This window comes from Isoptericola sediminis (assembly GCF_013085345.1).
GTDB lineage: Bacteria > Actinomycetota > Actinomycetes > Actinomycetales > Cellulomonadaceae > Isoptericola > Isoptericola sediminis.
In genome coordinates this window covers 39559-52379 of sequence record NZ_JABFAJ010000010.1, presented here as the reverse complement: position 1 = coordinate 52379, position 12821 = coordinate 39559, and the positions used below count along the sequence as shown (strand labels likewise).

Here is a 12821-nt window from a genome sequence, read left to right as displayed (position 1 = left end):
GGCACCATTGCCCCAGGAGCCTATGTCGCCCGCGGCTGCGTCCGCCTGGTGACCAGGCACACGCCGCAGATCCATCCCCCCGACAGGATGCCCGGGATACCATCCCGGTATGGAGATCGACCTCCGCCACCTCCGGCTCGTGACCGCCGTCGCGGAGCACGGCAGCGTGACCCGCGCGGCCGCCGCGCTGGGGATGGCGCAACCTGCCCTGACCGCGCAGCTCAACCGGATCGACGACGCCCTCGGCGGCTCCGTGTTCGTCCGGGACCGCCGCGGTGCCCGGCCCACCCCGCTGGGCGATCTCGTCCTCCGGCACGCCCGCGTGCTCCTGCCGGCCATGGACGCGTTCGGCGAGGACGTGCGCCGCCACGTCAGCGGCCGGACCGACGTCGTGACCGCGCTCCGGGTGGGGACCGTCGCCACGGTGCTGGGCGGGATCTTCCTCAACCGGTTGCGCGCCGACCTGACCGGCATCGCGCTGACGTCGTTCACGGCGTGGTCGGCGCAGGAGGCGACCCGGCGGCTCGCGGCCGGTGACCTCGACCTGGCGCTCGTCGGCGCCTGCGAGAACGAGGTGCTGCCCACCGACGGCGACGTGGTGTGGACCCGGCTGTTCACCGACCCGGTGTTCGTGCTGCTCTCCGACGCGCACCGGCTGGCCGACGACGAGGTCGTCCCGCTCGCCGAGCTGGCGGAGGAGTACTGGCTCTCGGCACCGGGGGAGGGGTGCTTCGAGCGGTGCTTCGTGGCGGCGTGCGTCCGGTCCGGCTTCACCCCGCGTGAGGTCAGCGAGACCGAGCGCGCCTCGGCCATCGAGCAGGTGCGGGACAACCACGCCGTCGCGCTGGTGCAGCCGCTGCTGCTCGACCAGCCGGGGGTGACGCCCGTGGCCCTCGAGGGCGAGCCCCTCGCCTGGACCCAGTACGTCGGCTGGCGTCGCGACGCCGAGAAGCGGTTCGACGTCGAGGCCGTGCGTGCGGCCGCGCACGAGGCCCACCGCCAGGCCGTCCGGCGCACCCCGGCCTACGAGCGGCATCTCGCGCAGCGCTGAGCAGCATCGACCCTGGGCATCGGCCCTGGCGACCGGTAGCGTGCGGCGGTGATGAGCCCTCGACATGCCGTGCCCTCGTGGCGTTCGCCCGTTCTGTTCGGTGTTCCGTTGGTCATCGGCCTGGGCCTGCTGGCCGTCCTCGCCGGGGTCGCCCCTGACGCGCTCCGGCCGGGTCCGGAGCGAGCGGATCCCGCGGGATCGACCGCGGCTGCGCCGGCCGGGCCGTCGTTCGTCCGCCCCGTGGGTCCCCCCGGCGTGACGGACGCCGCAGGGCCGGGGGGTCCGGGGCCGTCCCCGGACGTCGCCGCGAACCTCGGGCCGGCGATCGTCGTGGACGGCGAACGCTCGACGGAAGAGGTCGCCCCCGCGGTGCGGGTGCAGCCCGCGCCGTCTCCGACGCCCGACCCCCGGGCGGCCTCGGAGAAGCCGGGGGACGAGGGCTCCGGTCGCGCGGACGGCGAGGACCCGGCCGGCGCCGCGGCCGCCGCGGTGCTCGAGCTCGTCAACGCGGAGCGGGCGGACGCCGGGTGCGGACCGCTCCGGCAGGACCCCGAGCTCGACGCGCTCGCGACGGCGCACTCGCAGGACATGCGCGTGCGCGACTACTTCGACCACACCGACCCCGATGGTCTGACCCCCTGGGACCGGGCGGACGCCGCGGGCGTGAGCGGGCTGGCGGCCGAGAACATCGCCGTCGGGCAGCGGGACGCGGCGGCGGTCGTGCAGGCCTGGATGGACAGCCCCGGCCACCGGGCGAACATCCTCGAGTGCTCGCACACGCGTCACGGCCTCGGGAAGGAACCCGGCCAGGGCGGCCCGTGGTGGACCCAGGTCTTCGGCCGCTGAGAGCTCGCGCCCTCGGCCGCCGACGGCGGGAGACTGGATCATGACCGTGCTGAGATCCGTCGTCCTGTTCGTGGCCGCCGCCCTGTTCGAGATCGGCGGCGCCTGGTTGGTGTGGCAGGGCGTCCGCGAGCATCGGGGCTGGCTCTGGATCGGCGCGGGGGTGATCGCGCTCGGCCTGTACGGGTTCTTCGCCACGCTGCAGCCGGACGCCCACTTCGGCCGCATCCTCGCCGCCTACGGCGGGGTGTTCGTCGCCGGGTCGCTGGTCTGGGGGATGGCGGTCGACGGGTTCCGCCCGGACCGCTGGGACGTGATCGGCGCCCTCGTGTGCCTGGTCGGCGTCGCGGTGATCATGTACGCGCCACGCCCGGCCTGACGCGCGCGTCCGTCACGGTGCCCCGGACGCCCCGGGGGAGTCCGGCAGCGGTTCGACCCCGGGCAGCACGGCCCGGAGGATCGCCTCGATCGCGAACGCGGTCGACTCGGCCAGGTCGACGACCTCCGGGTCGAGCAGCCACTGGGTCTGCAGTCCGTCCATCACCCCGATGACGGCGCTGGCCGCCCGCACGGCGTCCTGCTCCGCGAGGTCGACGCCGCGCTCGTCCGCGACGGTGCGCAGCGCCGACGCGATGTCCTCGCGCAGCACCCCGAAGCGGGTCCGTGCCCGGTCCGCGGCCGGGTGCCCGTCGGTGACGGCCTCGCCGGTCAGGACCGTGTAGGCCTGCACGATGCCGCGGCGGTCGGCGTTGCGCCGGGCCGTGGTGACCAGGTGCCGGAACAGCTCGAGCCCGCCGGGGATGTGCTGGCCCTCCAGATGCTCGACGTCGACGCGGTCGCGGTACTCGAGCACCTCCCACAGCAGCCGGTCCTTGCTCCCGAAGTGGTGCAGCACCCCGGCGTGCGTGATGCCGACCTGCTCCGCGACCTCGGCGAGCGAGCCGGCGCGGTACCCCTTGGAGCCGAACACGCGGGCGGCGGCCGCCAGGATCTCCTCGCGCCGCTCGGCACGGGGGACGCGGCGGGACCGGGGAGGTGTGGCCTGGCTCATGACGTCACCATACTGTGATCCAATCCACTTACTAACAAGTAAGTAAGTATGGTTCACTGTGACGCGACGCACAGCCGCGCCGGACAGGAGACATCGCGTGTCATCGCCGACCGCCCTCCCGACGACCGTCGGGACACCCAACGAGGAGGCCGTTCTGGACGGGCTCCTCGCCCGCCTGACAGCCGAGGAGAAGGCCTCCCTCGTCGTCGGTGCGGGCATGTGGTCGACCCGGGGGATCGAGCGCATCGGGCTCGCGCCCGTCGTCATGTCGGACGGCCCGGTCGGTGTGCGCCGGCCTGACGGCTCGTCCAGCTCCGCGATGCTGCCGGCCCCCTCCGCGCTCGCCGCCACCTGGGACGTCGGGGCGGCCCGCGGGGTGGGCCGACTGTTCGCCGCCGAGGCCCGCCGCCACGGGGTGCACCTGGTGCTCGCACCCCAGGTGAACCTCCAGCGCACCCCCGTCGCCGGCCGGCACTTCGAGTGCTACAGCGAGGATCCGCACCTGACGGCCGAGGTCGCCGTCGCGGTCGTCACGGCCGCCCAGGAGGACGGCGTCGGCATGTGCGTCAAGCACTACGTCGCGAACGACTCCGAGACGGACCGCACCCGCTACCTCGCCCGGGTCGACCCCCGCACGCTGCGCGAGGTCTACCTGGCGCCGTTCGAACGGCTCGTCGCGGCGGGCGCGTGGAGCGTCATGGGCGCCTACAGCGGCGTCGACGACGGCACCACCGCCGCACAGGTGCTCGAGCACCGGCCGCTGCTGACCGGGGTGCTCAAGGACGAGTGGGGGTTCGACGGGCTCGTCGTCTCCGACTGGGTCGCCACCCGCTCCGTCGCGCCGGCCGTCCGCGGCGGGCTCGACCTGCAGATGCCCGGTCCCGACGGCGCCTGGGGCGACGGCCTGGGCGCGGCCCTCGAGACCGGGGCGGTCACCGAGGCCGACCTCGACGACAAGGTGCGACGTCTGCTGCGGCTCGCGCACCGGGTCGGCCGCCTGACGCCACCCGGCGACGACGCCGCGTACCCGGCAGGTCGAGCCCCGCGACCGGCGTTCGCCGTGCCCGAGGCGCGCGAGACGTTCCTGCGCGAGCTCGCCGCGCGCTCCACCGTCGTCCTGCAGGACCGCGCCGGGCTCCTGCCGCTGCCGGGCGTCGAGAACCGCGCGCCGCTGCGCGTGGCGCTGCTCGGGGCCGCCGCCGTCGAACCGTTCTTCCAGGGCGGGGGCTCCTCGTTCGTCGTCCCCGACCGGCTGTCCTACCCGGCCCCCGCGCTCGCCGAGGCGCTGCCGGAGGGGTCGCACCTCGACGTCGTGGCGGGGTCCCGGGCACTGCGCAACCCGCCTCCCCTGGACCTGGACCGGTGCACGGACCCCGTCACCGGAGCACCGGGGATGCGTCTCGAGGTGCTCGACCGCACCGGTGCGGTGCGCCGTGCCGAGACGCGGACGCGGTGGGACGGCTGGATGACCGACCTGCACGCCGAGGACGTCACCGTGCGCCTGAGCGCACGGGTCGACGTGGCCGAGCCGGGCGTCCACGAGATCGGGGTCGGCACGGTCGGCGTGCACCGCGTCGTGCTGGACGGCCACGAGATCGCCGCCGGTGACGTCGTCGCCACCGAGGACGTCATCCTCGCCTCGGCCCACAACCACCCGGTCGCCGCCACGGCGCGGGTCACGGGGTCGTCCGCCGAGCTCGTCGCCGAGCTGCAGGTCGTCCACCCGGTCGGCTACGACCGGTTCGTCCGCGCCCAGCTCGTGCACCGGCGCCCCGGACCCTCCGCCGAGCAGGAGCTCGACGCCGCCGAGCAGGCCGCCCGCGCCGCCGACGTCGCCGTGGTCGTGGTGGGCACCACCCACGAGGTCGAGTCCGAGGGGTTCGACCGCACGGACCTCGGGCTGCCCGGCAACCAGGACGAGCTCGTCCGCCGCGTGGCGGCCGCGAACCCGCGCACCGTCGTCGTCGTCAACGCGGGCGCCCCCGTGCTCCTGCCCTGGCTCGCCGAGGTGCCCACGGTGCTGTGGGCCTGGCTGCCGGGCCAGGAGGCCGGGGCCGCGCTCGCCGACGTGCTCACGGGGGTCACCGAGCCGTCCGGCCGGCTGCCCTGGACCCTGCCGGCGCGCGCCGAGGACGTCCCGGTGCCGCACGCCGTGCCGACCGACGGCGTCGTCGACTACACCGAGCGGCTCGACGTCGGCTACCGGGCGTGGGAGCGCCGGCGCGACACCGACGGCACGGCCTCGCGCCAGGAGCCGGCCGCCCCCTTCGGGCACGGCCTCGGCTGGACCACGTGGTCCTACGAGGCGGCCGAGCTCCTCGACCCGCCCGCGGACCCCGCGGCCGGTGCCGTGGTGCGGGTCCGCGTGCGCAACACCGGGCCGCGGTCGGGCCGGGAGGTCGTCCAGGTGTACGTCGAGCCGCCCGCCGGGACCGCCGTCCGTGACCCGGCCCGGCCCGTGCGCTGGCTCGGCGGCTTCGCCGTCGTCGACGTCGCACCGGGCGGGACCGCCGAGGTCGACGTCACGGTCCCGCGCCGCGCGCTGCAGACGTGGGACGCCCACGCGGGCTGGACCACGCCGTCGGGCACCTACCGGCTCGTGGCCGGCCGCTCCGTCCGTGACCTGCGGTGCCCCGTGGACGTCCCCGTCCACGGGGCCACCGACCGACCGTCCCCCCAGGAACGCTCCACCGAAGAACACGTGCAAGGAGGCACACCGTGAGAATCCGCAAGCTCTCCGCGTCGCTCGCCGGGGTCGCCGCCGTCGCTCTGCTGGCGACGGCGTGCGGCGGCGGTGGCGACACCGACACCAGCGCCGACACGGCCGACGACCAGACCGCCGCGGCCACCGGCGAGGTCCTGACCGTCGGCATGCCGAACGGGACCCAGACCGAGAACCAGTCGCCCTTCGCGACCGGCTCGGCCGCCCTGTCCCTCGGCTACGCCTTCGTCATCTACGAACCGCTGATGATGGCCAACGACGCCAAGCCCGCCGAGGAGCCGCAGCCCTGGCTCGCGGAGTCCATCGAGTGGAACGACGACTACACCCAGGCCGTCGTCACGCCGCGCGAGGGCGTCACCTGGTCCGACGGCGAGGCGTTCGACGCCGAGGACGTGGCCTTCTCGATCCAGCTCCGCCAGGACCACGAGGGGCTGAACACCTCCGCCCTGCCGATCGAGTCCGTCGAGTCCGACGGGACCACCGTCACCGTGACCTTCGGGTCCCCGCAGTACGTCAACACGGCCAAGCTCGCCGACATGCTCATCGTGCCCGAGCACCTGTGGGCGGACGTCGAGGACCCGACGACGTACACCAACACCGAACCGGTGGGCACCGGTCCGTACACCCTGGAGTCCTGGACCCCGCAGGCGGCGACCGTCGTGGCCCGCGACGACTACTGGGGCGGCGAGCTGTCCGTGCCGGAGATCCGCTACTCCTCGTACAACGACAACAACGCGCTGACCACGGCGCTCACCACCGGTGAGGCGCAGTGGGGCTGGACGTTCATCGCGGACTACGAGAACGTCTACATCGCCGCCGACCCGGAGCACTACCACCAGTACGCGGCGGCCGGGCTGGGCATCGACGCGCTCTTCGTCAACAACGAGGAGAAGCCGTTCGACGACGTCGCCTTCCGCCAGGCCCTCAACATGGCCCTGGACCGGCAGTCGATCACCGACGTCGCCACCTCCGGCGTCAACCCGCCCATCACCAGCGTCACCGGGCTGCCGCTGCCCGCCGGTGAGGAGTTCATCAGCGACGAGCTCGCCGGCGAGGAGCTGTCCGCGGACGTCGAGGGCGCCAAGCAGGTCCTCACCGACGCCGGGTACACCGGGGTGGGCGAGCAGCTCGTGGACCCCGACGGCGAGCCCGTCACCTTCGAGCTGACCAACCCGGCCGGCTGGAACGACTACCTCACCGCGCTCGACCTCATCAAGAACGCCGCGGCCGAGCTCGGCGCCGAGGCCACCGTCCAGCCCGCGAACGCGGACGGCTGGTTCGCCGACATCGTCCCGCCCGGCAACTTCGACGCCACGCTGCACTGGACCGACGGCGGCGCCACCCCCTGGGACCTGTACTCCAACATGATGGACGGTGCCCAGTACGAGCCGCTCGGCGAGCCGGCGTCGTGGAACTTCGGCCGCTACCGGAACGAGGACGTCACCGAGGCGCTCGCGACCTACGCCGCGACGACCGACGACGCCGAGCGCTCCGAGGCGCTGGCGACGATCCAGCAGCACTTCGTCGAGGACGTCCCCGCCATCGCCCTGTGGGCACGTCCGGCCACGGCGCAGTACTCGACCGTCAACTACGTCGGCTGGCCCTCGGAGGAGGACCCGTACAACCAGCCGCAGCCGACCGGTTCGCAGGCGCTGCAGATCCTGCTCGAGCTCGAGCCCGCGACGGACTGACCAGGACGTCGCGGTCCCGGGTCGGCCGGCCGTCGCCCCCAGCGGGCGGACGCCGGCCGACCGGGCCCCGGTCCCGTCCCGCCGTCCCTTCCCACCCAGGTGACCGCATGAGTACCTCAGCAACCGACCCGTCCCCGGCCGCCACGGAGCGCGACGTCCCGGTCCTGCGCGCCGTCGGCCTGACCAAGCACTTCCCGGTCCGCGGCCGCCGCGGCGCCGTCGTCCACGCCGTGGACGACGTCGACCTCACGCTGCACCGCGGCGAGGTCGTCGCCCTGGTCGGCGAGTCCGGGTCCGGCAAGTCGACCATCGCCCGCCTGCTCGCCCAGCTGATGCCGCGCACCGCCGGGAGCCTCGAGCTGCACGGCCGGGACGCGACCGTGCGTCGTCGCCGAGGATTCCGGGCCTACGTCGGGCGCGTCCAGATGATCTTCCAGGACCCGTTCGGCTCGCTGAACCCGGTCCACACGGTGCGGTACACGCTCTCGCGCAGCGTGCGCATCCACCAGGGCAGGCTGCGCGGCGCCGAGCTGGAGGCCGCGATCGAGCGGCTGCTCGAGCGGGTCCGGCTCAGCCCCACCGAGCGGTACATCGACAAGTTCCCGCACGAGCTCTCCGGGGGTCAGCGGCAGCGCGTCGCGATCGCCCGGGCCCTGGCCGCCGACCCCGAGGTGCTGCTGGCCGACGAGCCGATCTCGATGCTCGACGTCTCGATCCGGCTCGGGATCCTCAACCTGCTGCAGGACCTGCGCGACCGTCTCGACATCGCGATCCTCTACATCACGCACGACATCGCCTCGGCCCGCTACTTCGCCGACCGGACGGCCGTGATGTACGCCGGGCGGGTCGTGGAGACCGGTGACAGCGAGTCGGTCACCCAGGACCCGCGGCACCCGTACACCCAGCTGCTCATCGGTTCGGCGCCGGACCCGGACGACCTCGCGACCCGGGCCCACGGGGCTCGCGGCGAGGCCCCCAGCCTCGTCGACCCGCCCGCCGGGTGCCGGTTCCACCCCCGCTGCCCCTTCGCCACCGACGTGTGCCGCACCGAGACGCCGACGCTGATCGAGGTCGCCGCGGGACGCGCGGTCGCCTGCTGGGGGTACGCGGACCGTGCTGACCGCCCGCGCCTCGGCGACGTCCTCGACGCCTACGGCCGGCGCACCGACGAAGGAGGGACCCCGTGAGGTTCGCCGTCCGCCGCACGATCTTCTACCTGATCACCGCGTGGGCCGCGGTGACCATCAACTTCCTCATCCCGCGTCTGATGCCGGGCGACCCGGTGACGGCCCTCATGGGGCGCATGCAGGGACGGATCGACTCCAACGCGGAGGAGTCCATCCGGGTCCTGTTCGGCCTCGACACCAGCTCCTCGATCTGGCAGCAGTACGTCGACTACTGGGGTCTGCTGCTGCGCGGCGACCTCGGGCTGTCGTTCACGTTCTTCCCGACGCCGGTCGCCGAGATCGTCCAGCAGGCGCTGCCGTGGACGATCGGGCTGGTGGGGATCGCCACGATCATCGCCTTCGTCCTCGGGACGTCGATCGGCGTCGCGATCGGGTGGCGCCGGGGCACCTGGGCGGACGCCCTGCTGCCGATCACGACCTTCTTCTCCGCGGTGCCGTACTTCTGGCTCGGCCTCATCGCGATCACCGTGTTCTCGGTGACGCTCGGCTGGTTCCCCTCCTCGGGCAGCTACGACCGCGGCATGGTGCCCGCGTGGTCGTGGGAGTTCGTGGGCTCGGTGATCTACTACGGCTTCCTGCCCGCGCTGACGGTGGTGCTGTCCTCGATCGCCGGCTGGATCCTGGGCATGCGCAACATGGTCGTCACGGTCTCCTCGGAGGACTACGTCACCGTCGCCCACGCCAAGGGCCTGCCGGAACGCACCGTGATGGTCGGCTACGCCGCGCGCAACGCGATCCTGCCGCAGGTCTCCAACTTCGCCCTGTCCCTCGGGTTCGTCGTCGGCGGCACCCTGATCATGGAAATGGTCTTCTCCTACCAGGGCATCGGCTACACGCTGTTCCAGGCGGTCAACACCCAGGACTACCCGCTGATGCAGGGCTGCTTCCTCGTCATCACGCTCGCCGTGCTCGGGGCGAACATCATCGCCGACTTCGTCTACGCCGCGCTCGACCCGCGCGCCCGTCAGGAGGGGTGACCCATGGCCCAGGACACGTCGCTGGTCGAGTCCGAGACCGTCGTCGAACCCGCCGTCGAACACCGGACGCGCGACCCGCGCCGACCGAAACGGTTCCTGTTCCTGCGCAACGGCAAGGCCCTCACCGGGATCGGCATCCTGCTCTTCTTCGGCGTCCTGGCCGTGGTCGGGCCGTGGATCGCTCCCTACGACCCCAACCAGGTCTCGGTGGACCTGCTGCAGCCGCCGTCGTGGACGCACTGGCTCGGCACCGACCACACGGGGCGGGACATCCTGTCCCAGATCGTCGTGGGTACCCGCGGGGTCCTCGTGGTCGGGCTCATCGCCGGGGTGTCGGCCACCGTGCTCGGCGTGGTCGTCGGCGTGACGGCAGGGTTCGTCGGCGGCGCCGGGGACGAGACGCTCTCGGCGCTGTCGAACGTGTTCCTCGTCATCCCGCAGCTGCCGCTGATCATCATCATCGCCGGTCAGCTCCCCACCGCCGGCGGTGTCACCGTCGCGCTCGTCATCGGGGCGACCGGTTGGGCGTGGGGCGCACGGGTGATGCGCGCCCAGACGCTGTCGCTGCGCAAGCGCGACTTCGTCGAGGCGGCACGGGCCAACGGCGAGCGCACCTGGCGCCTCGTGCTCGCCGAGGTGCTGCCCAACCTCACCGCGATCATCGCCGCCGGGTTCGTGGGCACCGTGACGTTCGCCGTCATGTCCCAGGTGACGCTGGCGTTCATCGGCATCACGCCCGTCTCCGACTGGAACTGGGGAACCATCCTGTTCTGGGCGCAGAACAACCTCGCGCTGCAGCGCGGCGCCTGGTGGTGGTTCGTCCCGGCGGGCCTCTGCATCGCCCTGCTCGGCATGGCGCTGACGCTGGTCAACTTCGGCATCGACGAGTTCGTCAACCCGCGCCTGCGCAGCACCGGGATGAACGCCCGCGTCCTGCGGCGCCGGCGCATCCGTCCGCGGATCGGCTTCACGCCGGTCCTGCGCACGCCACCGGGGGCAGGACCCCGTGCCGCCGCCGCCGGCCCGACCCGCAAGGAGCGCTCATGACCGCCTCGACCCTCGACGTGCCCGCCCCGACGGGGGCGGTCGGCGAGCCGGTGCTCGAGATCGAGAATCTCTCGGTCGACTACGGCTACGTCGATGACGCCACCCACGTGCTGCGGGACGTCTCGCTCACCCTGCACCGCGGCGAGGTCCTGGGCCTGGCCGGCGAGTCCGGCTGCGGCAAGTCGACCCTCGCCTACGCCGCGACCCGGTTGCTGCCGCCCCCCGGGCTCATCACCTCCGGCAGCGTGCACTTCACCGACCGGGACGGACGACGCACCGACGTGCTGCGCCAGAGCGACGCCGAGCTGCGCGCCTCGCGCTGGCGGGACACCGCGATCGTGTTCCAGGGGGCGATGAACTCGCTGAACCCCGTCTACCGTGTCGGCCGGCAGATCGCCGACGGCATCCTGGCGCACCGTCCGGGCATGCGCCGGCGGGAGGCCTGGGACCAGGCCGCGTCGCTGCTGGAGATGGTCGGGATCAACGCCGACCGGCTGCGCGACTTCCCGCACCAGCTCTCCGGCGGGATGCGTCAGCGGGTCATGATCGCCATGGCGCTGGCCCTGGACCCGCAGGTGCTCATCATGGACGAGCCCACCACGGCGCTGGACGTGGTCATGCAGCGCCAGATCGTCGAGGAGATCGCCGACCTCCGGCAGCGTCTGGGCTTCTCCGTCGTCTTCATCACCCACGACGTGTCGCTCCTCATCGAGATCGCCGACCGCATCGCGATCATGTACGCGGGCGACATCGTCGAGGACGCCGGTGCCGAGGAGATCTACCGCCGGCCCCGGCACCCCTACTCGTCGGCCCTGCTGCACTCCTTCCCGCCGCTGCGGGGCGAGCGCCGCGAGCTGACGGGGATCCCCGGCGCCCCGCCCGACATGCACCGGCTGCCGCCGGGCTGCCCGTTCGCGCCCCGGTGCGCGCACGCGATGGACGTGTGCCGGGAGGTGCGGCCCGGTCTGACCGCCACGGCGCTCGGGGACCGGGGCGCGCAGGAAGCGGCGCGCCGCGTGGCCTGCCACCTGCACGACCCGGCGTCGGCCGGGGCCCACGGCCTGCCCCCGGACCTGTCCCGCTGACCCGGACGCGTCGCCGTCCGGAGAGTGCACCGGCCGTCCACCGGAACATCACACGGACTGGTTATCCTGACCTGCATGAACGGCGACTTCCACGAGGTCCCGGTCGCGCCGCCCCGGCCGACGGGCGCGACGACCGCGCAGGGATCGCGGCCGGTGGCGCAGGTCGCCGCACCTCTGCAGCCCGAGACCCGTCCGCTGGCCCAGGCCGCGGCGGCGGTGATCGCGCTCGTGGCCGCGCTCGGGGTCTGGCTCACGTACCGGGTGCTGGTCACGACCCTGCCCGGTCAGCAGCTCGACGACCTCGCCCGCGACGGCGCGCTCTACGGGCAGGACAGCCTGTGGCGGGTGGCCGAGCCCGTGCTCGACGTCGTGTCGGTGGCGTTCGTGGTGGCCGGGATCGGCGCCGCGATGCTGGTCGCGGTGGTCCGTCGACGGTGGGTCGTGGCGCTGCAGGTCGCGGCCCTGGTCGGCGGGGCCAACCTCACCACCCAGGTGCTGAAGCACTACCTGCTGACGCGCCCCGACCTGCTGCCGGGCTGGTACAGCGGCAACACGCTGCCCAGCGGGCACACCACGGTGGCGGCCTCCGTCTCGGTCGCGCTGCTCTTCGCCACCCCGCGGGCCTGGCGGGCCGTCGTCGCGCTGCTGGGTGCCTCGTACACGGCCGCGACGGGTGTGGCCACGCTCGTCGGGCAGTGGCACCGGCCGTCCGACGTCGTCGCGGCCCTGTTCGTCGTGCTCGCCTGGGGCGCCCTCGTGTGCGCCCTGACGCCGTCCTCGTCGCTCGACGTCGCCCCGCGCCGGCACCGACTGCCCACGGGCGAGGCCCGGCCGAACGCCTTGTCGTCGCCCGGTTCCTCCGTGGTCGCGGGACTCCTGCTCCTCAGCGCCCTGGTCGCCGGCACGGTGGCCCTCGCGGGCGGCGTGCGGCTCGTCGACGCCGCCAGCGTGCCCATCGGCGAGGACGTCACCGCCTATGCGGTCGGGGTCCTCGGTGTCCTCGCCGCCACCGCGGTGACGTTCGCGCTGCTGCTCCTGGTGCGTCAGGCGACGGCACGACCGCGGGAGTGAGCGCCGCCGCCCGGTGGCGGCCCTGTGGACCGCCGTGCGCCGGGCCGGGCGTGCCTCGGTAGAGTTCCGCCGTCGTCGAGCGTGTCGTACCGTGAC

11 protein-coding genes are annotated in these 12821 nt (G+C 73.6%); 10 read left to right on the top strand and 1 reads right to left on the bottom strand.

Features of this window, described 5'->3' with window-relative positions; genetic code table 11:
• Positions 1 to 109: 109 nt before the first annotated feature.
• The 3 genes from HLI28_RS05445 (at position 110) to HLI28_RS05435 (ending at position 2273) form a co-directional block, all read left to right on the top strand.
• Positions 110 to 1051, top strand: a complete 942-nt coding sequence (locus HLI28_RS05445; protein ID WP_171246496.1) for a LysR family transcriptional regulator — start codon at positions 110 to 112, stop codon at positions 1049 to 1051.
• Positions 1052 to 1306: 255 nt separating this feature from the next.
• Entirely contained in the window at positions 1307 to 1897 is a 591-nt protein-coding gene (locus HLI28_RS05440; RefSeq protein ID WP_216077405.1) for a CAP domain-containing protein, read from the top strand.
• A 40-nt stretch (positions 1898 to 1937) separates the two neighbouring features.
• Entirely contained in the window at positions 1938 to 2273 is a 336-nt protein-coding gene (locus tag HLI28_RS05435; protein ID WP_171246494.1) for a YnfA family protein, read from the top strand.
• A 12-nt stretch (positions 2274 to 2285) separates the two neighbouring features.
• Here HLI28_RS05435 and HLI28_RS05430 read toward each other — a convergent pair whose 3' ends face one another.
• Positions 2286 to 2945, bottom strand: coding sequence for a TetR/AcrR family transcriptional regulator (locus HLI28_RS05430; RefSeq protein WP_171246493.1), 660 nt, complete (start codon positions 2943 to 2945; stop codon positions 2286 to 2288).
• Positions 2946 to 3042: 97 nt separating this feature from the next.
• Here HLI28_RS05430 and HLI28_RS05425 point away from each other — a divergent pair, with 97 nt between their 5' ends.
• The 7 genes from HLI28_RS05425 (at position 3043) to HLI28_RS05395 (ending at position 12725) form a co-directional block, all read left to right on the top strand.
• The gene (locus HLI28_RS05425; protein WP_343035675.1) at positions 3043 to 5667 is read left to right on the top strand and encodes a beta-d-glucosidase; all 2625 of its coding nucleotides are present in this window, start codon (positions 3043 to 3045) and stop codon (positions 5665 to 5667) included.
• Positions 5664 to 7358: an ABC transporter substrate-binding protein gene (locus tag HLI28_RS05420; RefSeq protein WP_171246492.1), complete on the top strand. Its 1695-nt coding sequence runs from the start codon at positions 5664 to 5666 to the stop codon at positions 7356 to 7358. The genes HLI28_RS05425 and HLI28_RS05420 overlap by 4 nt, the downstream gene beginning before the upstream one ends.
• A 107-nt stretch (positions 7359 to 7465) precedes the next feature.
• Positions 7466 to 8545, top strand: coding sequence for an ABC transporter ATP-binding protein (locus HLI28_RS05415; protein WP_171246491.1), 1080 nt, complete (start codon positions 7466 to 7468; stop codon positions 8543 to 8545).
• Positions 8542 to 9522, top strand: coding sequence for an ABC transporter permease (locus HLI28_RS05410; RefSeq protein ID WP_171246490.1), 981 nt, complete (start codon positions 8542 to 8544; stop codon positions 9520 to 9522). The genes HLI28_RS05415 and HLI28_RS05410 overlap by 4 nt, the downstream gene beginning before the upstream one ends.
• Positions 9523 to 9525: 3 nt before the next feature.
• Entirely contained in the window at positions 9526 to 10569 is a 1044-nt protein-coding gene (locus HLI28_RS05405; protein WP_171246489.1) for an ABC transporter permease, read from the top strand.
• Positions 10566 to 11654, top strand: coding sequence for an ABC transporter ATP-binding protein (locus tag HLI28_RS05400; protein ID WP_171246488.1), 1089 nt, complete (start codon positions 10566 to 10568; stop codon positions 11652 to 11654). Before HLI28_RS05405 ends, HLI28_RS05400 begins: the two co-directional genes overlap by 4 nt.
• A 75-nt stretch (positions 11655 to 11729) precedes the next feature.
• Positions 11730 to 12725 carry a phosphatase PAP2 family protein gene (locus tag HLI28_RS05395; RefSeq protein WP_171246487.1) on the top strand — a complete coding sequence of 332 codons (996 nt, stop codon included), beginning with the start codon at positions 11730 to 11732 and terminating at the stop codon, positions 12723 to 12725.
• The last annotated feature ends 96 nt before the right edge of the window (positions 12726 to 12821 follow it).

Bases quoted from the DNA above. Each gene is read 5' to 3' on its own strand.
- HLI28_RS05430 (WP_171246493.1), bottom strand. From the start codon at position 2,945: ATGAGCCAGGCCACACCTCCCCGGTCCCGCCGCGTCCCCCGTGCCGAG.
- HLI28_RS05415 (WP_171246491.1), top strand. From the start codon at position 7,466: ATGAGTACCTCAGCAACCGACCCGTCCCCGGCCGCCACGGAGCGCGAC.
- HLI28_RS05405 (WP_171246489.1), top strand. From the start codon at position 9,526: ATGGCCCAGGACACGTCGCTGGTCGAGTCCGAGACCGTCGTCGAACCC.
- HLI28_RS05395 (WP_171246487.1), top strand. From the start codon at position 11,730: ATGAACGGCGACTTCCACGAGGTCCCGGTCGCGCCGCCCCGGCCGACG.
- HLI28_RS05445 (WP_171246496.1), top strand. From the start codon at position 110: ATGGAGATCGACCTCCGCCACCTCCGGCTCGTGACCGCCGTCGCGGAG.
- HLI28_RS05400 (WP_171246488.1), top strand. From the start codon at position 10,566: ATGACCGCCTCGACCCTCGACGTGCCCGCCCCGACGGGGGCGGTCGGC.
- HLI28_RS05435 (WP_171246494.1), top strand. From the start codon at position 1,938: ATGACCGTGCTGAGATCCGTCGTCCTGTTCGTGGCCGCCGCCCTGTTC.